At 62.6% G+C, this 23328-nt stretch carries 19 protein-coding genes and 2 pseudogenes; 7 read left to right on the top strand and 14 right to left on the bottom strand.

The features are described from left to right. Positions 1-52: 52 nt before the first annotated feature. The 6 genes and pseudogenes from ACG873_RS26395 to ACG873_RS26370 form a co-directional block, all read right to left on the bottom strand. Positions 53-1195 carry a Gfo/Idh/MocA family protein gene (locus ACG873_RS26395; protein WP_394888715.1) on the bottom strand — a complete coding sequence of 381 codons (1143 nt, stop codon included), beginning with the start codon at positions 1193-1195 and terminating at the stop codon, positions 53-55. A 12-nt stretch (positions 1196-1207) separates the two neighbouring features. Beyond that, on the bottom strand, positions 1208-1954 hold the full coding sequence (locus tag ACG873_RS26390; protein ID WP_394888714.1) for a sugar phosphate isomerase/epimerase family protein: 747 nt from the start codon (positions 1952-1954) through the stop codon (positions 1208-1210). Between the two features lie 39 nt (positions 1955-1993). After that, positions 1994-3078 (bottom strand): annotated as a pseudogene (locus tag ACG873_RS26385) (ABC transporter ATP-binding protein). Positions 3079-3084: 6 nt separating this feature from the next. After that, on the bottom strand, positions 3085-4026 hold the full coding sequence (locus tag ACG873_RS26380) for a carbohydrate ABC transporter permease (RefSeq protein ID WP_394888713.1): 942 nt from the start codon (positions 4024-4026) through the stop codon (positions 3085-3087). Continuing rightward, positions 4019-4918 (bottom strand): carbohydrate ABC transporter permease, encoded by a 900-nt coding sequence (locus ACG873_RS26375; protein ID WP_394888712.1) that lies wholly within the window; start codon positions 4916-4918, stop codon positions 4019-4021. Before ACG873_RS26375 ends, ACG873_RS26380 begins: the two co-directional genes overlap by 8 nt. Before the next feature lie 61 nt (positions 4919-4979). Next, complete coding sequence (locus ACG873_RS26370) at positions 4980-6218, bottom strand: ABC transporter substrate-binding protein (RefSeq protein WP_394893712.1); 1239 nt, start codon at positions 6216-6218, stop codon at positions 4980-4982. 399 nt (positions 6219-6617) lie between these two features. Here ACG873_RS26370 and ACG873_RS26365 point away from each other — a divergent pair, with 399 nt between their 5' ends. After that, a complete protein-coding gene (locus ACG873_RS26365; protein WP_394888711.1) occupies positions 6618-7676 on the top strand; it encodes a LacI family transcriptional regulator in 1059 nt (352 codons plus the stop codon). Between the two features lie 13 nt (positions 7677-7689). Here the strand turns inward: ACG873_RS26365 and ACG873_RS26360 are convergent. Then, positions 7690-8447 (bottom strand): IS5 family transposase gene (locus ACG873_RS26360; RefSeq protein WP_394893710.1). Its coding sequence is split into 2 segments (ribosomal slippage): positions 7690-8120 and positions 8120-8447, totalling 759 coding nucleotides; the frame shifts between segments, so codons are not numbered across the junction. Between the two features lie 487 nt (positions 8448-8934). Between ACG873_RS26360 and ACG873_RS26355 the strand changes: the two genes are divergently transcribed. Beyond that, the gene (locus tag ACG873_RS26355) at positions 8935-9225 is read left to right on the top strand and encodes a GFA family protein (protein WP_394888710.1); all 291 of its coding nucleotides are present in this window, start codon (positions 8935-8937) and stop codon (positions 9223-9225) included. A gap of 51 nt (positions 9226-9276) precedes the next feature. Here ACG873_RS26355 and gndA read toward each other — a convergent pair whose 3' ends face one another. Together gndA and ACG873_RS26345 are read right to left on the bottom strand one after the other, a co-directional pair. Then, a complete protein-coding gene (gndA, locus tag ACG873_RS26350; RefSeq protein ID WP_394888709.1) occupies positions 9277-10695 on the bottom strand; it encodes an NADP-dependent phosphogluconate dehydrogenase in 1419 nt (472 codons plus the stop codon). 81 nt (positions 10696-10776) lie between these two features. Beyond that, positions 10777-11211, bottom strand: coding sequence for a Fur family transcriptional regulator (locus ACG873_RS26345; RefSeq protein WP_394893709.1), 435 nt, complete (start codon positions 11209-11211; stop codon positions 10777-10779). A gap of 181 nt (positions 11212-11392) precedes the next feature. Between ACG873_RS26345 and ACG873_RS26340 the strand changes: the two genes are divergently transcribed. From ACG873_RS26340 to ACG873_RS26325, 4 genes are all read left to right on the top strand, one after another. Then, positions 11393-12304, top strand: a complete 912-nt coding sequence (locus tag ACG873_RS26340; protein WP_394888708.1) for a metal ABC transporter substrate-binding protein — start codon at positions 11393-11395, stop codon at positions 12302-12304. A 14-nt stretch (positions 12305-12318) separates the two neighbouring features. Further along, complete coding sequence (locus ACG873_RS26335; RefSeq protein WP_394893707.1) at positions 12319-13218, top strand: manganese/iron ABC transporter ATP-binding protein; 900 nt, start codon at positions 12319-12321, stop codon at positions 13216-13218. Further along, positions 13215-14075 (top strand): metal ABC transporter permease, encoded by an 861-nt coding sequence (locus ACG873_RS26330; protein WP_394888707.1) that lies wholly within the window; start codon positions 13215-13217, stop codon positions 14073-14075. The genes ACG873_RS26335 and ACG873_RS26330 overlap by 4 nt, the downstream gene beginning before the upstream one ends. 421 nt (positions 14076-14496) lie before the next feature. Beyond that, the gene (locus ACG873_RS26325; RefSeq protein WP_394888706.1) at positions 14497-15345 is read left to right on the top strand and encodes a metal ABC transporter permease; all 849 of its coding nucleotides are present in this window, start codon (positions 14497-14499) and stop codon (positions 15343-15345) included. Here the strand turns inward: ACG873_RS26325 and ACG873_RS26320 are convergent, their stop codons facing one another. The 5 genes and pseudogenes from ACG873_RS26320 to ACG873_RS26300 all read right to left on the bottom strand — a co-directional run bounded on the left by ACG873_RS26320 (position 15346) and on the right by ACG873_RS26300 (position 21951). Then, positions 15346-16458, bottom strand: coding sequence for an ABC transporter ATP-binding protein (locus tag ACG873_RS26320; RefSeq protein ID WP_394888705.1), 1113 nt, complete (start codon positions 16456-16458; stop codon positions 15346-15348). Between the two features lie 33 nt (positions 16459-16491). Further along, a pseudogene (locus ACG873_RS26315) lies at positions 16492-18160 on the bottom strand (alpha-glucosidase family protein). Between the two features lie 4 nt (positions 18161-18164). Further along, positions 18165-19319, bottom strand: a complete 1155-nt coding sequence (locus ACG873_RS26310) for a carbohydrate ABC transporter permease (protein WP_394888704.1) — start codon at positions 19317-19319, stop codon at positions 18165-18167. Between the two features lies 1 nt (position 19320). Then, positions 19321-20334, bottom strand: a complete 1014-nt coding sequence (locus ACG873_RS26305; RefSeq protein WP_394888703.1) for a carbohydrate ABC transporter permease — start codon at positions 20332-20334, stop codon at positions 19321-19323. Positions 20335-20592: 258 nt separating this feature from the next. Next, the gene (locus ACG873_RS26300) at positions 20593-21951 is read right to left on the bottom strand and encodes an ABC transporter substrate-binding protein (protein WP_394888702.1); all 1359 of its coding nucleotides are present in this window, start codon (positions 21949-21951) and stop codon (positions 20593-20595) included. Positions 21952-22300: 349 nt separating this feature from the next. Here ACG873_RS26300 and ACG873_RS26295 point away from each other — a divergent pair, with 349 nt between their 5' ends. After that, positions 22301-23323 carry a substrate-binding domain-containing protein gene (locus tag ACG873_RS26295; RefSeq protein ID WP_394888701.1) on the top strand — a complete coding sequence of 341 codons (1023 nt, stop codon included), beginning with the start codon at positions 22301-22303 and terminating at the stop codon, positions 23321-23323. The last annotated feature ends 5 nt before the right edge of the window (positions 23324-23328 follow it).

Raw genomic sequence — 23328 nt, 5'->3', positions numbered from 1 at the left:
TGTCCTCGGTAAATAGCGGGGAGGGAGCGCGTTTGCGCCCCCTCCGATAGCGCTATTTCGGCTTGGCGAGAAGCGCCTTCGCTTCCTTTATGCCGACCGCAGCCGGGCGTTCGCAACTCGTCTGCATCTCGACGAATTTTCCTGTTTCCCCCGATTTCAGGATGCCGGTCATTACATCGATGGCGTGCAGGGCGGCGTCCAGCGAGCAGCGATGCGGCCGGCCTTCCATGACGGCGATGGCCATGTCGGCCAAGCCGACCGTCCGGTAGTTCGCCATCATGCCCATCGAGTGCATCTGGTTCGGTACGCCGAACGGATGCTCCCACTTCGGCAATTTCTGGACCGGTTTCGCACCTTTGCTGAAGCGCACGTCGCCGCCGAAGAAATTCGGATCAGGCACGTGCATGGTGCCCAGTTCCCCATACAGTTCCATCGGCGAGTGGCCGTGCAGCCAGACGTCCCAGCTGGCGTTGAAGGTTATTGCAGCGCCGGAGGCAAACTCCATCAGGGCGTGAATTGTCGTCGGCGTGGTGACTGGAATTTTCTCGCCGGCCCGCGGCTTCGAAGTAATCGTGCGCTCGGTGGCGGGAATGGAGGTCAGTGCCGCGACCCGTTTCACCGGGCCGATGAGTTGGATCAGGTTTGAGATGTAATACGGCCCGAGATCGAGGATAGGCCCACCGCCTTCGACAAAGAAGAAGTCCGGATTGGGGTGCCAGTGCTCCATGCCGTGGCTCATCACGTGACAGGTGCCGCTGGTGATCTTCCCGAGCTTTCCGGAATCGACGAGGCTTCGCGCGAGTTGGTGCGATCCGCCGAAAAAGGTGTCCGGAGCCGAGCCGATGCGGAGGTTCTTCTTCTCGGCGCGCTTCTTCAAATCCAGTCCGTCCTTGACCGAAAGCACGAAAGGCTTTTCGGAATAGACGTGCTTGCCTGCGTCGAGAATCTGCTTCGACACGTCGTAATGCGCCGCGGGAATAGTGAGATTGACGACGATATCGACATCGTCCGATTTCAAGAGCCCGTCCACCGTTTCCATGCGCACGCCGAATTCCTTGGCGCGTGCCTTGGCCGATTCCTGATTGATATCGGCGCAGGCACGCATCTCGACGCCCTTGAACAATGGCGCGAGGGAAAAATAGGCCTTGGAAATGTTTCCGCAGCCTATGACCCCGACCCCCAGTTTTCTTGCCATTTCCGAATGCTCCTAGAATGTCTTTGCAGCGTCGATCGAGCGCTTGGCAAAGCGCCGGAAGTCGCTCGGATTGTCGTGTTCCATGGCATAGACCGTAGCCTTGGTCTTGCTTCGCAATGCCGCCATCAGGTTGCGCCAGCCGGCTGTGCCGTGACCGACATCGGCCCAGCCGTCTTCGTCGGCGGCCTCTCCATTTGGCGCGATGTCCTTGACGTGCACGGCTACGATCCGCGACGCGTAGCGGTCGATCCATTCGTATGGATCGGCGCCGCCGCGAATGACCCAGGCCACGTCCATCTCCCAGCCGATATCAGGCGCGGCGTCGAGTATGTGCTGCTGCGGAATGCTTCCGTCGGCCAGCGGCGCGAATTCGAAATCATGATTGTGCCAGGCGAACTGGAAGCCCGCCTTGGTTGCCTTCTTGCCGACGGCCCCGAGGCGCCTGCCGAACGCCTGCCAGCCGGCCGCGTCCGAAGGCCGCTGATCGGCGATCAGATAGGGACACGCCATGATATCCATGCCCAGTGTCTGGGCGAGCGCCACCGCGCCGTCGAAATCATTCTCCAGCATGTCGATGGAGAAGTGGCCGCTGGGCATGGTCAGCCCGTTTTGGTCGAGTTCGGCGCGCAGCCCGGCCGGGTCGTCATAGACGCCTCCGAAGCCTTCGACGTGCCTGTAGCCGAGTTCGGCCAGAGTCTTGAGAACCCCGCTCCAAGGTTGGAAATTGCGCGCGCTGTAGAGTTGAAATGACCAGTCCATTTTGGCTTTCCGTGTGCTGCTTTGGTTTTGGGGTGAATGTCAGATGCGGTTGCCCGTGGCGCTGTCGAACAGCGAGGCGCGCGCGGGATCGAAGCCGATCCTGACGCGGTCGCCGGTTCGCAGCGGCCGTTCAGCCTCGACGCGGAACGAGAGGTTCTGGCCGTCGAGCCTTGTCCAGACCAGCGTGTCAGATCCCATCGGCTCGACGATCTCGACGTCGACCTCGTGGGAAAACGGCATCGCGCCGGCGCTGTCGCCAAAGGCGATGTGTTCTGGCCGGATGCCGAGTACCGCCGGCCCGGCGTGCTGGCCGCTTCCATTGAAAGTATAGCGGTCGGCCGGCACCGACAAATTGCCGATCTTGACGACGGCGCCCGCTCCGGTCTCCAGTTGGCCCTCGAGAAAGTTCATGCCCGGCGAGCCGATGAAGCCGGCGACGAAGCGGTTGACCGGGTGGTTGTAGATCGCATGCGGCGTGTCGAGCTGCTGGATCAGCCCGCCCTTCATGACCGCGATGCGGTCGGCCAGCGTCAGGGCTTCGATCTGGTCGTGGGTGACGTAGATCATGGTGTTGGCTAGCTTCTGGTGCAGCCGCTTGATCTCGACGCGCAGTTCCGAACGCAGCTTGGCGTCGAGGTTGGACAGCGGCTCGTCGAACAGGAATACGTCAACGTCGCGCACTAGAGCCCGGCCGATGGCGACGCGCTGGCGCTGGCCGCCGGAGAGCTGCGACGGTTTTCGTTCGAGCAGCGGTTGGATCTGCAGGATGTCGGCCGTGCGCGCGACGCGCCGTTCGATCTCGTCCTTGGCGACGCCTGCATTCTTCAGACCGAAGGTCAGGTTGCCCTCACCGTCATCTGCGGATAGAGCGCGTAGGACTGGAACACCATGCCGATGCCGCGGTCCTTGGGCTCTTCCCAGGTGACGTTCTTGCCCTTGATGAATATCTGCCCGTCGGAGATGTCGAGCAGGCCGGCGATGCAGTTGAGCAGGGTCGACTTGCCGCAGCCCGAAGGCCCGAGCAGCACCAGGAACTCGCCCTCCGCTATGTCGAGGTTCAGGTCCTTCAGTACCGAGATGTGGCCGAAATTGAGCGACAGGTCCTTGACGGAAACGCTGGTCATATACTGCTAGCCTTTCACCGCGCCCGCGGCGATGCCGCGCACGAAAAGTCTGCCGGACGCGAAGTAGACGATGAGCGGCACGAGGCCCGTCAGGATGGTCGCGGCCATGTTGACATTGTATTCCTTCACCCCCTGCACGGAGTTGACGATGTTGTTGAGCTGAACGGTCATCGGATAGAATTCGGGCTTGGTGTAGATCACCCCGAAAAGGAAATCGTTCCAGATACCGGTCACCTGCAGGATGATGGCGACGACGAAGATCGGCAGCGCCATCGGCAGCATGATCTTGAAATAGATCGCCCAGAAGCCCGCGCCGTCGACGCGCGCCGCCTTGAACAGTTCTTCCGGCACCGAGGTGAAATAGTTGCGGAAGAGCAGCGTCAGGATCGGCATGCCGAAGATCGAATGCACGATGACGAGACCCCACAGGCTGCCGTACAGCCCCATCTCGCGCAGGATGATGACGATCGGATAGATCATCACCTGATAGGGGATAAAGGCGCCGACGATCAGGATGATGAAGAAGATGTCTGCGCCCTTGAAGCGCCAGTTGGCGAGCGCGTAGCCGTTCACCGAAGCGATGACGATCGAGAGGATCACCGACGGCACTGTTATGCGCACGGAGTTCCAGAAGCCGCGCGAAAGGCCGTCGCAATTCAAACCCGTGCAGGCGGTGGCCCAGGCCTTGACCCAGGGCTCGAAGGTGATCTCGACCGGCGGCGCAAAAATGTTGCCGAGCCGGATTTCCGGCATGCCCTTGAGCGACGTCACGAACATCACGTAGAGCGGCAGCAGGTAATAGACCGCGATCAGGATCAGCGTGCCATAGAGAAAGATGTTTCGGCGCGAAAGAATGCGGCGCGGTTTCGCACCGCGTGGACCGGAGACTTCCTTGGCGACGGCGTCGAACCCGGCCGCGGCAACATTGAGGGCAGCGTGATCAGACATGCCGGCGCCTCCCGAACTCGAAATACGCCCAGGGCACGATCACGATCGCCACGGTCAGCAACATCATGGTCGAAGCGGCGAAACCCTGGCCAAGGTTCTGGGCTGCGAACATGTAATCATAGACGTACTTTGCCGGCACCTCGGATGCGATCCCCGGCCCGCCGCTGGTCTGTGCGACGACAAGGTCGTAGACGCGGACGATGCCTGACGCGATGATCACCAGCGTGGTGATGAAGACCGGCCGCATCATCGGGATGACGATGTACAGGTAGGTCTTCCACATCGGGATGCCGTCCACCCGCGCGGCCTTCCAGATATCCTCGTCGATACCGCGCAGGCCGGCAAGCATCAGGCACATGACGAGGCCGGTGCCCTGCCACAACCCGGCGATCAGGATGCCGTAGATGACGATATCGGCATTGTAGAGCGGATTGAACGCGAAGCTTTCCCAGCCAAGCCCGCGGACCACGGCCTGGAAGCCGAAATCAGGATTGAGCAGCCACTGCCAGATAAGGCCGGTGACGATGAAGGACAGCGCGAAGGGATAGAGGAAGATCGTGCGGAACGTGTCCTCGAAACGGATCTTCTGATCGAGGAGCGCGGCCAGCAGAAAGCCTATCACCAGCGAAAAAATGAGCGACAGACAGCCGTAAATCGCCAGGTTTTCGATCGCTGTCATCCAGCGCGGCGCCGCCCACAGGCGCTCATACTGATCGAGCCCGACGAAATTCAGGCGCGGCAGCAGCTTCGAACTGGTGAAGGAGTAGAGAACGGTCCATGCGGTGCCGCCGAGAAAGACGACGAGCGCGGTGAGGACCATAGGAATCGAAGCGATCTTGGCGTTCAGATTCCTGAAAAGCTGGCTCGGGCGGCCGTTTTGTCTGGTCGTCATGCGGCTTTCCTGACGCGCAAGAGCCGACCCCGCCAGGCGGGGTCGGGCCCCTGGCTGACCTTTATTCGGCGGCTGCGATGATATCGGCGTAGCGTTTCTGCGCGTCTTCCGGCGTCATCGATGGCGTCTTGAAGAATTCGACGAACAGATCGTTTAGCTGATTGTTGGTGTCCTCGGTGTTCAACTGGTTGACAGCGGGGATGACGTTGCCCTTGGCGAGGATGTCGAGACCCTTCTTCATGCAGTCGTTGGCGGCCGTGAGGTCAACGTCGGCGCGCACCGGCACCGAGCCCTTCTTCAGGTTGAAGGCAACCTGCGTTTTCGGGTTGAGCATGGTCGAGGCAAGCACCTCCTGGGCCTTGGACTGTTCCGGATCGTCGAGTTTCGGGAAGTAGAAAGCATCGCCGTCCGTCGAGATGAGCTCGTTGACGCCGAGTCCCGGCAGGCAGGTGTAGTCCTTGCCGGCCACTTGGCCGGCGACCTGGAACTCGCCCTGCGCCCAGTCGCCCATGATCTGACCGCCGGCTTGGCCGGTAATCACGAGGTTAGTGGCCTGGTTCCAGTCCTGCACATTCGACTTCGCGGCCATCTTGCGCGCGTCGTCGGCGGCCTTGAACACCTTGGCGATCTCGGGGCCGGCGGCCACTGTTTCGTCCTTGTCCTGGTAAACCTTCAGGAAGACATCCTTGCCGGCGATCGCCGGTATCAGCACGTTGAAGGCGCCGGAGTTCTGCCAGGGCTGGCCACCAATGGCGAGCGGGATCTTGCCGGCTTTTTCGAGCGCCGGCGCGGCCGCGACGAATTCATCCCAGTTCTTCGGCACCGGCACGCCGGCTTCCTCGAAGGCCTTGTTGGACAGCCACAGCCACTGCCAGGAGTGGATATTGATCGGCGCGCAGTAGATCTTGCCGTCGAGCGTGCAGCCGTCGAGCAGGCTTTTCGGCCGGACGATCTCCGCCCACTTCTCCTTGGTGGCGAGCTCGGTGAGGTCGCGCATCAGGCCCGCCTCGACGAGTTCCTCCGCCTGGCGGCCATGGTTGAACTGGGTGGCGGCCATCGGGTCGCCGCCGGTGATGCGGCTGATCATGACCGGACGAGCCGTGTTGCCGCCGCCGGCAATCGCGCCGTCGACCCATTTGTTGCCGGTGGCATCAAACGCCTTGGCGAATTCGCCAACGGCGGCCGCCTCACCGCCGGAGGTCCACCAATGGGTGACCTCGAGGTCCACGGCCGCGGCCGGGGCGGTAAACTGAAGTGCGACTGTCGCCGCGAACGCGGCGGTCATAAACTGATAACGCATTTGGCTTCCTCCCAGAATCTGAAACGTTACAGATTTTTTGATATTGGAATTGGCAGGACTCCGCAATCCCAAACCGGCACCTGTGCGCATTTTTTTCGAGTCGCGAATTAAACGGAGAGAGGTTTCTGGGCTCCTTTGCCGCGCAATTTTCCGTGCTGCAATGCAACTTAGTCGGCTATTTCCGCCGGCCAAGCTGCTGATTCCGTTTCTTTTTGCGCTGCACTATCCGACCCGTCCAGCTTCGACGTCGTCGGCGTTTCGGCAAAGGCCGCTCCATCCTCTGGAATAATCGCTTCACATTCTGTAACGTTTCAGATGCTTGCAGGCTTGGTTTTTCAGGTCCAATGTGCGAGCGGGTGGCGCCGTATTGTTTTTCCGGACGGCTGAACAGGCGAGGCAATGGACAAGCCGAACGAAGAGACATCGCGGGCTGAAGAGGCCGGCCGGCCGACCCTGAAGACGATCGCCTTCATGACTGGGCTGGGCGTCACCACCGTTTCGCGTGCGCTCAAGGACGCACCCGAGATCGGCGAGGAGACCCGGCGGCGCGTGCAACTCGTCGCGCGCCAGGTCGGCTACCGCCCGAACCGGGCTGGCGTGCGCCTCAGGACCGGCAAGACGAACGTCATCAGCCTGGTGCTCGACACCGACGAGCAGATCATGAGCTTCGTATCGGACATCATCTACGGTGTCTCCGAAGCGCTGGCCGCCACGCCGTACCACCTGATCGTGACGCCCTATTCGCATGTCCAGGATCCGATGGATCCGGTCCGCTATGTCGTCGAGACTGGTTCCGCCGACGGCATCATCATCTCGCGCACGGAGCCGGACGACCCGCGTGTGCGCTACATGATCGAGCACAATATCCCGTTCGCGACGCACGGCCGCACCGCAACCGGCCTCGCGCACCCGTTCCACGATTTCGACAACTATGCCTTCGCGGCCGACGCAGTCCGCCGGCTGGCGAGCCTCGGCCGGCGCAGGCTCGCCCTTCTTACCCCGCCACAGGGCCTGACCTACCATCAACATACTCTGGACGGGTTTTCCGATGCGCTGTCGGAGACAGGGGCCAGCGAAATCCCGTTCAACACGGTTTCAATCGATCATTCGCTCGATCAGATCCGCAGCCGCACCGCGCAGCTTATGCGCCGCGAAAACCGGCCGGACGGCTTCGTCAGCAGCGCGGCCGCGGCAACGCTGGCGCTTGTCGCCGGCATCGAAGACGCGGGGCTGACGCTGGGGCGCGACGTCGACGTGGTGTCCAAGCAGTCGTCGAAAATCCTGCATCTGTTCCGGCCGGAACTCTATGTCGTCCACGAGGATTTCCGGCTTGCAGGCCGCGTACTCGCGCGTTCCGTGCTGGGCTGGATCAACGGGGAGGATCCGCGGTCGCTGCAAAGCCTGAGCGCGCCTGCGGCGGTCGAATCCAGCGCCGGGGCGGCTAACCAGCCAAGCTAGGTTGAGGACTCATTCAGATCCAGGCTGAAATGATTGCAGCGAGAGCGAGGGCTGAGAGGTAGTTCTGTGCATGGCGATCGTATCGTGTTGCGATGCGGCGCCAGTTTTTCAGCTTACAGAACATGCGCTCGATAAGGTTTCGTCGGCGATATGCCTTGTGATCGAGCGGATAGGGCGTGCGCCGTGCGGCGGTTGATGGAATGATTGCCTTGATCCTGGCCCGTTTCAGCCAATTGCGCAGACTGTCGGCATCATAGGCTTTGTCGGCCAGTAGCCTTTTGGGCTTGGCCACCATGCCGATCAAGGGAATGGCCATGGTGATGTCGGCGATGTTGCCCGGCGTCAGCGCGAAGGCGACCGGTCGGCCGCGATCATCGGCCAAAGCATGGATTTTGCTCGTTCTTCCACCACGCGAGCGGCCAATCGCTTCCGAGAATTCCCCCTTTTTGAGCCTGCCGCAGAGCGATGCGCCTTGACGTGGCTGCTATCGATGGACAGCTCATCCGGAACGGGCCCGGCAGCCGCCATCTTCTCGAAGATACGCTGCCAGATACGGCGCTGCGACCACCTGTTGTAGCGATTGTAGATTGTGGTTGGCGGACCATAAGCCGTAGGCACGTCGCGCCAGCGGCAGCCGGTCTTGAGAACATGCAGGATGCCCGAAATCACCCTGCGGTCATCAACCCGAGGTTTCCCCGCTTTGCCGCGAGGAAGATGCGGTTCCATCGCCCTCCACGCCTCATCCGACAACCAAAATAAGCTCTTCGACATCAGTCCTGCCTCCAGCGACTCATTGAAGGCGAAGAATACCAATGGAAATCAGTCGATTGTATGAGTTCTCAACCTAGGCCGCGGACTCATAAAAGCGAAGCGACGATCTGATGACCGCCAAGGCCGGGCTCGACAAGAAGGCGCCGCTGGCACTTTCGTCGGTATGACGGGCTTTGGCGCCAGCGGCCCGGCGGAGAAACTCTACTAACATTCAATATGCCGCAAAGGCGGTAGTGAAGGCAGCTTGGAGGCAACGCCGCGCACGCGAGGACAATCGCTAGCGCCGAATGTCGGAATTGGGCGCCAGCTCGGCGCATTTCATGGCGCCTCCCTCACGCCCAGGCATGAAGCTGTCCTTGTTGACTCAAGGAGAACTTGCATGCGTGGTCATTGCTTATGTGGCGCTATTGCTTTTGAGGTCGATGGCCCGGCACAGGCCTGCGTGGTCTGTCACTGTGAAAGTTGTCGGCGGCAATGTTCTGCGCCGATGACCACCTATATTGGCGTCTTGAACGGCCAATGGCGATGGCTGGGCAAGCTACCGAAAGTATTCAACTCTTCTCCCGGTGTGGAAAGAACATTTTGCGATCACTGTGGCACGCCGCTGTCCTTCCGCTCAAAGAAAATGTCTGGTGTCATGCATTTTTTTTCGGCAGCGATGGAGGAGCCAGAAAAATTTGCACCTACGCTGCATGTCGCTTTTGAGGAGAAGCTCCCTTGGTTGAAACTCGCCGACAACCTGCCGACCCGTTTTGGGCCTGACTATACAAAAGACTAGACCGATTCAGGGCCTCAGCGTCCCCTGACGAGAAAGCACCCGGAATGATGTTTAGCCGCCGCTGCCCCAGGGGCCGTGATGCGCGCCTTGCGCATCGATGCGCTCGAAACCGTGCGCGCCGAAGAAGTCGCGCTGCGCCTGGATCAGGTTCGAGGTGCCGCGGCCCTGGCGATAAAGGTCGAAATAGGCGAGAGCCGACGACAGGGCCGGCATCGGCAGGCCGACTTCTGACGCTCGCGCCACGATACGCCGCAGCGACGGGTGCGCCTCCTTCATCATGCCGATGAAGGCCGGCGCCATCAGGAGATTGGAGACCGGCCCGCCATCGAAAGCCTCGGCGATGGTGCCCAGAAACTGGGAGCGGATGATGCAGCCGGCCCGCCATATCTTGGCGATTGTCGGCAGCGGCAGGTTCCAGCCGAATTCGCGTGAGGCGGCGTCCATCACCGCAAACCCTTGCGCATAGGCGGCGATCTTGCCGGCAAACAGCGCCAGTTCGAGGTCGCGCAGCACCGTTTCGCGCTCGCCGGCAAAGCCCGAGAAGCCGCCTGTGCCATAAACCTTCTCCGCCGCCTCCCGCTCGTTCTTGATCGAGGAGAGAATGCGCGCCGAAACGGCGGCCTCGATCGCGGTCGCCGACACGCCGAGCGTCTGCGCTTCGATGACGGACCACTTGCCGGTACCCTTCTGGCCGGCGCGGTCGAGAATGATATCGACCATCGGCGACCCGGTTTGCGGATCGTCGGCGGCAAGCACCTCCGCCGTGATCTCGATCAGATAGGAGTTGAGCCTGCCGCGGTTCCAGCCCGCGAACACCGCGCCGATCTCCTTGGCGCCCATGCCGAGGCCGTCGCGCAGGATGCCGTAGATTTCGGCGATCATCTGCATGTCGGCATATTCGATGCCGTTGTGGATCGTCTTGACGAAGTGCCCCGCCCCGCCTTCGCCCAGCCAGGCCGTGCAGGGCTCGCCTTCGAATTTGGCCGAAATCCCGGTCAGTATGCTTTCCACACGAACATAGGATTCACGCGTGCCGCCGACCATGATGGACGGGCCGTGGCGCGCGCCCTCCTCGCCGCCCGAAACGCCCATGCCTATGAAGGTAAGGCCGGAGCTTTCAAGCTCGGCAAAGCGCCGGACTGTGTCGCGGAAATTGGCGTTGCCGGCGTCGATTATGATGTCGCCGGCCGACAGCACTCCGCGCAGCAAGGCAATCTGCTCGTCGACCGGCTTGCCGGCCTGGACCATGATGATGACGGGGCGCGGCGGCTGGATCGCCGCGGCCAGTTCCTCCATCGTCGCACACGGCACGATCCTCCCGCGCAGGCCGCCGGCGGAAGCGGCAAACGCCTCGGTCCTGGCTGTCGTGCGGTTGAAAACCGCAATGCGGTGGCCTTTCTCGGCAATGTTGAGCGCCAGGTTGGAGCCCATGACGCCCAGGCCGATCAGGCCGATTTCGGCTTCCTGCATTCTTGATCTTTCCCTGTGATCTGCGCGCGAAATGGTTCGCTCGTTGAAGACGGCGATGATTGACGGCTGGACAGCGCTTCGTCAACCGGCGGTGCGGCGTTTGCGGCCGTAGAGTTCGAGCCGGTGATGCACGATGTCGTAGCCGAGTTTTTTGGCGATCTCGTCCTGGAGCTGCTCGATGCGATCCGACTTGAACTCGATCACGTCGCCGCTTTCTATATCTATCAGATGGTCGTGGTGCTCGCCGCCGGCCTGCTCGAAGCGCGACGGCCCGCCCTCGAACGCGTGGCGGTGGATAGCGCCCATACCCTCCATCAGCTTCATGGTGCGGTAGACCGTGGAAAGCGAGATGCTGCCGTCCACCGCGACCGCGCGGCGGAAGATTTCGAGCGCGTCGGGATGGTCGCCCGCGCCCGACAAAATGCCGAGGATGATGCGGCGCGGCCTCGTGATCCTGACACCCGCCTTGCGCAGCATCTTCTCGTAATCGGGATTCTGGTTCTTCGCCTTCGCCATGGGGACGACTATGCGCCAGATGACAGTCAGTTGCAAAGCGCGACGGTTCCGACCGCAATCATTATCGCCTGTCGCGCCCTTCTTCTTGCAAACGATTTGCAATTGCATTGACAGTTGCAACGGCGTGCCCTACCTATGCATCGGCTGCCATACTGCGCGGCGTGCAAAATCAGGATCCCTCATGAGATTTCTCGCGACCGCTTCGGCCCTGCTCTGCGCCCTCGTTCTTGCCGCATGTTCCGCCGAAGGCGAGGCCGACGGCCGAGGGGCCGGCGAGAAGATGGTGGTGGTGACCACCTTCACGGTGATCGCCGATATCGCCAGGAACGTCGCCGGAGACGCGGCCGTGGTCGAATCGATCACAAAGCCCGACGCCGAAATCCATAACTATCAGCCGACGCCTGGCGACCTGATCAAGGCGCAGAAAGCCGACCTGATCCTTTGGAACGGCCTCAACCTCGAACTCTGGTTCGAAAAGTTCTTCTCCAATCTGAGCGATCTGCCGAGCGCCGTGGTGTCGGAAGGCGTCGAGCCCATGGGCATCGCCGAAGGCCCTTACACCGGCAAACCGAATCCGCATGCCTGGATGTCGCCCGAAGCGGCGCTGATCTATGTCGAGAACATCCGCAAGGCATTCGCGGAGCACGATCCGGAGAATGCCGAGACCTATGCGAAGAACGCCGCCACCTACTCGGAAAAGATCAAGGCGACGGTGGAGCCTATCCGGGCGCGGCTCACCGCCATTCCCGAGGAAAGGCGCTGGCTGGTCTCCAGCGAGGGCGCTTTCTCCTATCTGGCGCGCGACTTTGGCCTGAAGGAACTTTACCTCTGGCCGATCAACGCTGACCAGCAGGGCACGCCGCAGCAGGTCCGGAAGGTGATCGACGCGGTTCGCGCCAACAACATCCCGGCGGTGTTCTCCGAAAGCACCGTATCCGCCGATCCGGCCGAGCAGGTGGCGCGCGAGACCGGCGCCAAATATGGCGGCGTCCTCTATGTCGACTCCTTGAGCGCGGCGGACGGGCCGGTGCCTACCTATCTCGATCTGCTCCGCGTCACCACCGATACCATCGCGAAAGGGCTCGCCGAGTGAACGCGCCGCTCTCGATGAAGCCTCGCAATGCGCCGCAGCCCGGCGACGGGCTTTCGGTCGAGAGCATAGCGGTCACCTACCGCAACGGCCAGACGGCGCTGCGCAACACCTCCTTCTCGATCCCGAAGGGCAGCATCACGGCGCTGGTCGGCGTCAACGGCAGCGGCAAGTCGACCCTGTTCAAGGCGATCATGGGTTTCGTGCCGCTCGCAGCCGGGCGGGTGCGGATCTTCGGCGGGCCGGCCGCCGATGCGCTGAAAAAGAATGCCGTCGCCTATGTGCCGCAGAGCGAGGATGTCGACTGGAATTTTCCGGTTCTGGTCGAGGACGTGGTGATGATGGGCCGTTACGGCCACATGAATTTCCTGCGCATGGCGCGGCCCTCCGACCGGCAGGCGGTGGACGAGGCGCTGGCGAGAGTCGGCATGGCCGACTACCGCAAGCGGCAGATCGGCGAGCTTTCCGGCGGCCAGAAGAAGCGTGTCTTTCTCGCCCGGGCGCTGGCCCAGGAGGGCAGGATCATCCTGCTCGACGAGCCTTTCACCGGCGTGGACGTGCGCACGGAGGAAGCGATCATCGCTCTCCTGCAATCGCTGCGCGACGAGGGCCGCATCATGCTGGTCTCGACGCACAATCTGGGTTCGGTGCCGCGGTTCTGCGACCGCGCCGTGCTGATCAACAGGACGGTTCTGGCGGAAGGGCCGACCAAGGAAGTGTTCACCCACGCCAATCTTGAAAAGGCGTTCGGCGGCGTGCTGCGCCAGTTCATCCTCGGCGGCGCCGACCTGCATGACGACGCCGATCCGCGCCGGGTGACGGTGCTTACCGACGACGAGCGGCCCTTCGTCATCTACGGCAACGGCGAGGATTCGCGCGACTCGGCAGGACCGGACGAACTGGACGAGCAGAAATGATCGCCACGCTCGCCGAACCCTTCGCCTACGGCTACATGGTCAACGCCATGTGGGTGTCGGCGCTGGTAGGCGGCGTATGCGCCTTCCTCTCGGCCTATCTGATGCTGAAGGGCTGGTCGCTGATCGGCGACGCACTCTCCCACGCAATCGTGCCGGGCGTGGCCGGCGCCTACATGATCGGGCTGCCCTTCGCCTTCGGCGCGTTCATCTCCGGCGGATTGGCCGCAGCGGCGATGCTGTTCTTGAACCAGCGCACCAAGCTCAAGGAAGACGCCATAATCGGGCTGATCTTCACCTCCTTCTTCGGGCTAGGCCTGTTCATGATCTCGCTGTCGCCGGCCTCGGTAAATATCCAGACCATCGTGCTCGGCAACATCCTGGCAGTCACGCCCGGAGACACGCTGCAACTGGTCATCATTGCCGGTGTGTCGCTCGCCATACTGCTCGTCAAATGGAAGGACCTGATGGTCGCATTCTTCGACGAGAACCACGCGCGCTCCGTCGGCCTCAACCCGGACTGGCTGAAGGCGATGTTCTTCACGCTGCTTTCGGCCTGCACGGTGGCGGCGCTACAGACAGTCGGAGCATTCCTGGTCATCGCCATGGTGGTGACGCCCGGCGCGACCGCCTATCTGCTTACCGACCGCTTCCCCCGGCTGATCATGATCAGCGTCGCGATCGGGGCGATAACGAGCCTCGTCGGCGCCTATGCCAGCTATTTCCTCGACGGCGCGACCGGCGGGATCATCGTGGTTCTGCAGACGGCGATCTTCCTGGCTGCGTTCGCGCTCGCGCCAAAACACGGCATGCTGGCGGCCAGGCGGCGGGCGCGCGAAGCGCTGGAGGCGGGGGTATGATGCCGGGTGGCATTCCGCAGTCCAGAGCCTTGTCAAAGGGTCGGGCATCTCCCCTGCACGGGGGAAGATCAGTCGTCAGCGCCACTTTCGCCAAGCGTCGCCATCGTGGAGCGAGCGTAGACGCCAAAGCCGCCAATCAGGGCTGTCGCATATGGAAGTCGGGCGCTGACGCATCCCTCCCCCTTGAGGGGAGGGATAGAGGGTGGGGGCATCTAAGCAGCGTCCCTGTCCGATTTCACACAAAACACAGAGTAGTTCGGAGACACCTGACGCAGTTTCTACCTCTACTCCCTATCCCTCCCCGCAAGGGGAAAGGATACGTCCAATTATATAGTGTCGCCCTGTCTTGTTTGGAAGATGTCCGGCCCTTCGACAAAGCACGAAATAGAAGGCGTGCCGCGCCAGTCCACGAGGTGCGGCCATGATCGAAACCCTCCTCCTGCCCTTCCAGTTTCCATTCATGCAGCAGGCCTTCGTCATCGCCGTGCTGGTCGCCGTGCCGATGGCGCTCTTGTCGTCCTTCCTGGTGCTGAAGGGCTGGTCGCTGATGGGCGACGCAATCAGCCACGCCGTGCTGCCCGGCATCGTGCTCGCCTATATTGCCGGCCTGCCGCTTGCGGTCGGCGCATTCGGCGCGGGCATGGTCTGCGCGCTCGCCACCGGCTTCCTGAAGGAAAACAGCCGCGTCAAGGAAGACACCGTCATGGGCGTCGTCTTCTCTGGCATGTTCGGGCTCGGCATCGTGCTCTACACCAAGATCGAGACGGACGTGCATCTCGACCACATATTGTTCGGCGACATGCTCGGCGTCACCTGGCGCGACGTGGCCGAAAGCGGCGTCATCGCAGCGATCGCCGGGGGCGCGATCATGATCTTCCGGCGCGATCTCCTCGTCCACGCCTTCGACCCGCAGCATGCCCGCGCCATCGGCCTGCCGGTCCGGCTCCTGCACTACGGGCTGCTGGCGATCCTGTCGCTGACCATCGTCGGGGCGCTGAAGGCGGTCGGCATCATCATCGCCATCGCCATGCTGATCGCGCCCGGCGCCATCGCCTTCCTGCTCACCGACCGATTCGACCGAATGCTCCTGCTCGCGGTCGCCATCGCGGTCGCGGCGTCGTTCTTCGGCGTCTATCTGAGCTTCTTCCTGGATTCCGCGCCAGCGCCTACCATCGTGCTCCTGATGAGCATGACCTTCGTCGCCGCCTTCTTCATCTCGCGCCGCAAGGCCGCCCGCACGGAACGGCTGACTGCGGCGGAAATGCCGTAGTCAGGCCGCCTGCGCCGCCAGCCTTTCGCGCGCGAAAGAACGCCCTTCCGCGTCGAATATGTGCAGGTCGCCGGCGTCGGCGGTCAGGCGCAGCACCGTTCCGCGCTTGACCTCGGCATTGCCGGGAAGCTTCGCCACCAGCGGCTGGTCGGCGCGGCCAATCTCGACATAGACCAGTTGCACCTCGCCGAGCTGCTCGACATAATCTACCGGTCCCTCGAACAGGTAATCCGCGCCCGTCGCCACCCTCAAATCCTCCGGGCGGACGCCGAAGCTGATCGTCGCGCCGGCAGCCTCGGCCGGCGTCGCCACCGGCAGGCTGACCTTGCGGCCGCCGACATGGGTGATGACGGTCTCGCGGCCAGGCCTGTCGATCGTCGCCGGCACGATGTTCATGGCCGGCGAGCCGATGAACTGCGCGACGAACAGATTGCCGGGATGGCGGTAGAGCTCCATCGGCGTGCCGACCTGCTCGATATAGCCGTCCTTGAGCACGACGATACGGTCGGCCAGCGTCATCGCCTCGACCTGGTCGTGGGTGACGTAGATCATGGTCGTGTTGGGCATCGATTCCTTGAGCTTGGCAATCTCGATGCGGGTCGCCACGCGCAGTGCGGCATCGAGGTTCGACAGCGGCTCGTCGAACAGGAACACTTTCGGGTTGCGCACGATGGCGCGGCCAATGGCGACGCGCTGGCGCTGGCCGCCCGACATCGCCTTGGGCAGGCGGTCGAGATATTTGGTCAGTTGCAGGATCTCGGCGGCTTGGCGCACGCGCTTGTCGATCTCGGCCTTGCTCTCGCGCGCGATCTTCATCGAAAACGCCATGTTGTCGTAGACGGTCATGTGCGGGTAGAGCGCGTAGCTCTGGAACACCATGGCGATGCCACGCTTCGACGGAGGCACATCGTTGACGACGTCGCCGGCGATCTTCAATTCGCCCGAAGTTATCTCCTCGAGGCCGGCGATCGTGCGCAGCAGCGTCGACTTTCCGCAGCCCGACGGGCCGACGAAGACGACGAACTCGCCCGACTTTATGTCGAGGTCGATGCCGTGAAGGATGTTCAGGTTGCCGTAGGACTTCCTGACTTGCCTGAGGGTGAGGTCGGCCATGCTTCTTCTCCCGAATTTCTTCTTGTCTGTCGCTCAGGCAACGCGCCCGAACCACGCTCCATAGCTGCCCAGCCGGATTTTGCCTGCATCCGCTTGTCCGGTAAACCCGTGACCGCTCAGCGGCTGTACCGCGCGGCCACCGCCGAGATCGATGCTCGCCGGTCCCGCGCCGAGATTGAAGGCGCAGACGATCTCCTCATTGCCCTCGCGGCGGGTGAAGGCGACCGCGTCGCCATCCGCAGCCAGGAAGTCGATCTCTCCCTTGGCGAAGGCCGGATGCGCTCGGCGGAAGGCGAGGAAGCGGCGGTAGTGCTCGAGCAGCGAATTTTCGTCGCCCTGCTGCGCGCTGACCGCCTGGGCGAGATGTTCGCGCGGCACCGGCAGCCACGGCTTGGCCGTCGAGAAGCCGCCGTTTTTGGCATTTTTGTCCCACACCATCGGCGTGCGGCAGCCGTCTCGGCCCTTGAATTCGGGCCAGAAGCGGATGCCGTAGGGATCCTGCAGATCCTCGAAGGCCAGGTCGGCTTCGCCCAGGCCCAGTTCTTCGCCCTGATAAAGGCAGACCGAGCCGCGCAGCGACATCAGCAGCGCCGAAATCACTTTCAGGTAGGCGGTCCTGTCGGCCTCGCCCTTCCCCCAGCGCGAGGCGTGGCGCATCACGTCGTGATTGGAGAACGCCCAGCATGACCAGCCGTCGCTGGCCGCCGCGCCAAAATCCTCGAGCACGGCGCGCACCTTGGCAGCGCTGATCTTTTCGGGCGCCAGGAAATCGAAGGCGTAGCACATCTGCACCTTGTCGCCGCCGGCCGTATAAGAGGCGACGACTTCGAGCCCGCGCTGCGAGATCGCCCACCTCGCCGACCGCTGCCGCCGCAGGATATTCGTCGAGCAGAGCGCGGAAGCGGGCTAGGAAAGCCAGGTTTTCCGGCCGGCTCTTGTCGTAGATGTGGTCCTGGTAATTGTACGGGTTCACCGCCGGGGCGGTCTGGTCGTTGCGCAATTCCGGCGGCAGCGGCGGGTTGTCTTCCAGCCCCTGGCTGTGGAAATAGAAGTTGATCGTGTCGAGGCGGAAACCGTCGACGCCGCGGTCGAGCCAGAAACGGGTGACGTCGAGCAGGGCGTCCTGCACCTCCCTGTTGTGGAAGTTGAGGTCCGGCTGCTCGGCCAGGAAATTGTGCAGATAATATTGCTGGCGGCGCGTGTCCCACTGCCAGGCTGACCCGCCGAAGATCGACAGCCAGTTAGTGGACGGCGTGCCGTCGGGCCTGGCGTCCGCCCACACAAACCAGTCGGCCTTGGGGTTGTCGCGGCTGGCACGGCTTTCCTTGAACCAGGGATGCTCGTCCGACGTATGCGAGATGACCTCGTCGATCATCACCCTGAGGCCCAGCCGGTGCGCCTCGGCTATCAGATCGTCAAAATCGGCCAGCGTGCCGAACATCGGGTCGACGTCGCAATAATCCGAAACGTCGTAGCCGAAATCCTTCATCGGCGACTTGAAGAAAGGCGAGATCCAGATCGCATCCGCGCCCAGCGAGGCGATGTATGGCAGCCGCTGGATGATGCCTTTCAGGTCGCCGATGCCGTCGCCGTTGGAATCCTGATAGCTGCGCGGATAGATCTGGTAGATGACGGCGCCGCGCCACCAGTCGCGATCGACTGCCAGTTCCGGCTCCTCGATCTTTCGCAGAACAGCCTGCATGATATCAGCCTCCTTTGACCGAGCCCGCGAGCAGACCGCGGACGAAATAGCGTTGCAGCGAGAAGAACACAATCAGCGGCACGATGATCGTCACGAAGGCCGAAGCCGTCAGGATTTCCCAATCGCCACCGCGCGAACCGAGCAGCGCGTTGAGCCTGCCGGTCAGGACCAGCTGGTCCGAGCCCGAGCCCAGGAAAACCATGGCGACCAGCAGATCGTTCCAGACCCAGAGGAACTGGAAGATGGCGAACGAAGCAAGCACCGGGAACGACAGCGGCAGCACGATCTTGACGAATATCTCGAAGTCGCTGGCGCCATCGATGCGCGCCGATTCCATCAATTCGCGTGGCAGGCCAGCCATGTAGCTCCTCAAGAGGTAGATCGCGAAAGGCAGGCCGAAACCGGTATGCGCGAGCCATATGCCGAGATAGGTCTTGGACGGCACGCCGAACAGTTCCCCCACGCCATTATACAGTTCCAGAAGGGGGATCAGCGTCATCTGCAGCGGCACGACGAGCAGGCCGATGATTGTGGCGATCAGCAGCGCGCGGCCGGGAAAGCGCATCCAGGCGAGCGCATAGGCGGCGAAGGCGGCGATCATGATCGGGATGACGGTCGCCGGTATGGTCACCGTCAGCGAGTTGATGAAGGAGCGGCCTATGCCTTCGGAAAACAGCACGTTCGCGTAGTTTTCGGTGGTGAATCGCGGCGGCACGGTCGCGGCATAATAGACGCGGCGGCCGCGTGTCGCGTCGGAAGCAGCCGGCATCGTCATGATGAAACCGCCGTCGGCGTTGACCTGCAGGGTCTCGCCGTCGCCGAGAGCGGCAACGCTGCCGGCCTCGAATTCCGTCGGCGCCTGGGCGCGGATGCCGAAGTTGGTGATCGAGCGGCTTCCCGGCTGCTCGAACAGATTGCCTTCCAGAACGAACTTGCCGTCCCTTTCGACCGCCGTGTTAGGCGACGGCAGCCGCCCGGCCTCGGTCTGGGTGGAACTCGTAAGCGCAGTCCACCAGCCGGAGACGATGATCTGATCCTTGTCGCGCAGTGAGGAGATCAGGATGCCGAGCGTCGGAAGCGTCCAGAGCGCCACGAAGAAGAGTACCGCGATATGGACGCCGAAGCGGCCGACGTAGGACTTGCCGGTCGGATTGGCCATCTCAGTGTCCTCCGGTCTCTTTGTTGGCCTGGCGGATGTTCCAGATCATGATCGGCAGCACCGCGAGCATAATGATGATGGCGATCGTCGCGCCGCGGCCGAAATCGCCGCCGCCGCGGAACATCCAGTCGAACATGAGGTTGGCGAGAACCTGGCTGTTCCACTGGCCGTTGGTCATCGTCAGCACGATGTCGAACACCTTCAGCACCAGTATGGTGATGGTGGTCCAGACGACGGCGATCGTGCCCCATATCTGCGGGATCATGATCTTCCAGAAAATCTGGAACGGGTTTGCCCCGTCGATGACGGCGGCTTCCAGCGTCTCCTCGGGAATGCCGCGCAGCGCCGACGACAGGATGACCATGGCGAAGCCGGTCTGGATCCAGATCAGGATGACCATGAGGAAGAAATTGTTCCAGAACGGCAGCGATATCCAGACCTGCGGCGAACCGCCGAAGAACTGCACGATGGAATTGAGGATGCCTATCTGGGTCTGGCCGTCGCCGCGATATTCATAGACGAACTTCCAGATGACGCTGGCGCCGACAAAGGAAATTGCAAGCGGCAGGAAGATCAGGCTCTTGGCGATCGTGCCCCACCAGATCTTGTCGGTCAGAACGGCGATCACCAGCCCGAGGAAGGTGCAGGCGGCCGGAACGACCAGAAGCCAGAGCAGGTTGTTGAAGATCGAGTTGCGGAACTCGCGGTCCCCGAATGCCCAGGAATAATTGGCCAGCCCGACGAAATTCTCACCGCCGCGATCATGGAATGACAGGATCACCGTCTGATACACCGGGTAGATTAGGTAGACGACGAGGATGATCAGGGCCGGCCCGATGAAGAGCCATGGCCGGATTATGCCCTGGCGGCGCAGATTGTCGATAGCCGCCCCGCCTTTCACGCCGCGCGAGGGAAAGATCACGTCGAGCAGCTTGTTGGCACCCCAGAAATAGGCGACGCAGCCGCCGACGCCGATGATGATGACCAGGATCCCCGAAAAAATCTGAGCCGCCATAGGTTCCTCCCCTCCTCGTTGAACTCTTTGGTACGTTCTGGACGCGCGGCCTATGTCACCGTGCGTCCTTCGAGGCTCACCTTGCGGGGTTCGCACCTCAGGATGAGGAAGCTCAGCGCTGCCTTAAGCCTCCGGATGGCAGCTGCCCTCGTGATTTCCGCGGGATGGTACCGGCAGGAATGAGGAGGCAGCGCCAACATCCCTCATCCTGAGGTGCGAGCGGAGCGTGCCTCGAAGGACGCACGCTCCGCACGGTCGCTACTTGATCGCGTCCCAGCTCTTCTGGATGTCCGCTGCCACGTCGGCCGCCGGCTTGCCGCCGACGAGGTCGATCATGCCGGTCCAGAAGGCGCCCGCGCCGATCTTGCCGGGCATCAGGTCGGAACCGTCGAAGCGGAAGGTCGATGCGTTGACCAGGATTTCGCCCTGCTTCTTCAGCGCCTCATTGGCGTAGGCATCCTTGTTCGCCGACTTGAGCGGCGTGAGCAGGCCCGACTGCGCCATCCAGATTTCGTGCGCGATCGGCATTTCGAGGAACTTTATGAATTCGCGCGCGGCTTTCGAGTCCTTGGTGATCGCGACCAGCGTGCCGGCGCCGAGAACGGGACTGCCAAGTTCCGGCTTGGAGGCCATCGGCGGCAGGTAGAAGAAATCGGCGTCCTCGCCGAGCTGCGTGCCTTCCGGGAAGAAGGACGAGATGAACGAGGCCTGGCGGTGCAGGTAGCATTTCGGCGGGATGCCGAAGAGGCCCTTCGGGCTGTCGCGGAAGTCGGTCGCCGCGACCGCGGCCTTGCCGCCGTCGACATATTTGTCGTTGGTGGCGATGTCGGCGAAGATCTGCAGCGCGTTGACGACAGCCGGATCGTTGAAGGGGATCTCGTTGGTCGCCCACTTGTCGTAGGTTTCCGGCGGCTGCGTGCGCAGCATGATGTCCTCGACCCAGTCGGTCGCCGGCCAGCCGGTCGCTCCGCCGGAGCCGAGGCCGATGCACCACGGCACGCCGCCGTCCTCGACGATCTGGTCGGTCAGCGCTTGGAGCTCCTCCCAGGTCTTCGGCACTTCATAGCCGGCTTCCTCGAAATTCTCGGGCACATACCAGACCAGCGATTTCAGGTCCGCCTTGTAGGGGAACCCGAAGAACTTCTCGGCGCCGTCCTTGTCCTTATAGGTGCCGAGGTCGACCCAGGATTGTCCCGCGCCGTAATTGTCCTTCACGAAGGTGGCGACGTCGTCGCCGAGCGGGATGAGCAGTCCCTTGGACGCCAGATCCTGGAGAAGGCCCGGCTGCGGCAGGATCGCGATGTTCGGCGGGCTGCCTGCCTGGGTGTCGATGACGATCTGCTGCTCGTAGTTTTCCGACGACGAATAGTTGATCGTCGCGCCGGTAGCCTCGCTGAAATATTCCAGCACCGAGCGGACCAGCGCCTCGTCTTCGCCGCGCCAAGGGCCGAAGATCGACAGGGTCTCGCCCTTCAGGTCGACTTTCTTCAGCTCTTCGAAATTGGCCCAGGTGAAGCGGGCGGCGTCCTCGCCCGGCTTGAACTTCAGTTCGGCATGAGCCGGCGCGCCAAAAGCGAGCGCGGCAAGGGCGGCGCCCAGCATCAGGGTTTTTTTCATGGTAATCCTCCCAACGGTTCTCAATGGGGACGGAACCTCCATTCCGTCCTGCCGGCGGCCGCTCGAATGTGCCCCAGCCCCGCGCGGTTCGCAACCGCATAGGTAGAGCTCCCAAAGCGCTTTGGCTGACTGCAGCACGCCACCGAACCGGCAAAGAGTCAAGAGGCCCGGCCCATAAACCGATTTAGAATGCGAGAACCGCGCAGTGCAGCATGCTTTTTTGGCGCTGCAGCATGCAATATCGCTTCTGAACAGGCGATCCGCGACTTATAGTGGATGTCGCGCAATGAGAGACAAAAGCGCCAATCCGGCCGTATTTCAAAGCGCTTTGAGAATCTGGAGCCCCACGGTGAACCTCAAACAGCTGTCGCACATGCTGCAACTTTCGCAGACGACGGTGAGCCGGGCGCTGAACGGCTATCCGGAGGTCAGCGAGGAAACCCGCCGCCGCGTCACCGACGCTGCCAAGCGCCACGGCTACCGGCCGAATCCGAGCGCCAGGCGTCTGGCGACCGGCAAGGCCGGCATGATCGGTTATGTGCTGCCGACCGGCGCCTCGGTCGACATCGACCCGCATTTCGTCGAGTTCCTGTCGGGACTGGGCGATTATGCGCGCTCGCATGAGCTCGATCTCGTGCTCAGCCCGGCCGACGCCGACGACGAGGAGACGACCTACCGCCGCGTCGCCGCCAACAAGCAGGTCGATGCCGTCTATATCTCCGCGCCGCGCCCCGCCGACCGGCGCATCTCGCTGGTCAACCAGCTCGGCCTGCCTTTCCTGGTGCACGGCCGCGCCGAAGGGCTCGACTTCGACTATCCCTTCCTTGACATAGACAATGAAGGTGCGTTCCACGAGGCGGCGCGCCTGCTGGTCCAACTCGGCCACCGGCGCGTTGCGCTGATCAATGGCGACGACGGGCAGACTTTTGCGATCTTCCGCGAGCGCGGCGTCAGGCGTGCGCTTGCTTCCGCCGGGCTGGCGCTGCCGCCCGAAAGGATCCGCTCGGTGGCGATGACCGAGGAGAACGGCTACCGCTCGGCGCGCAGCCTGCTCGAGCAGCCCGAGCCGCCGACGGCGATCGCCTGCTCCAGCCTGATCATGGCGCTCGGCGTAGTGCGCGCGGTGCGCGATCTCGGCCTTACCATCCCTGGCGACGTGTCGCTGATCGCCCATGACGACGTGTTTCCATGGCTGAGGCCAGAGCATTTTTCCGTGCCGCTGTCGACGACGCGCTCGTCGATCCGGGCGGCAGGCGCGCGGATCGCGGAACGCCTGGCGGCGCGGATTTCGGGCCTGGAAGAAGGCGCGCGCGGCGAAATCTGGCCGGTCGACCTCGTGGTCCGCGGCTCGATCGCCGGAGCGGCGGGCTGACCGCG

Origin of the sequence: Allomesorhizobium aridi, assembly GCF_043769475.1 — a bacterium.
Classification (GTDB): Bacteria; Pseudomonadota; Alphaproteobacteria; order Rhizobiales; family Rhizobiaceae; genus Allomesorhizobium.
This window is presented reverse-complemented; position numbering and strand designations above follow the sequence as displayed.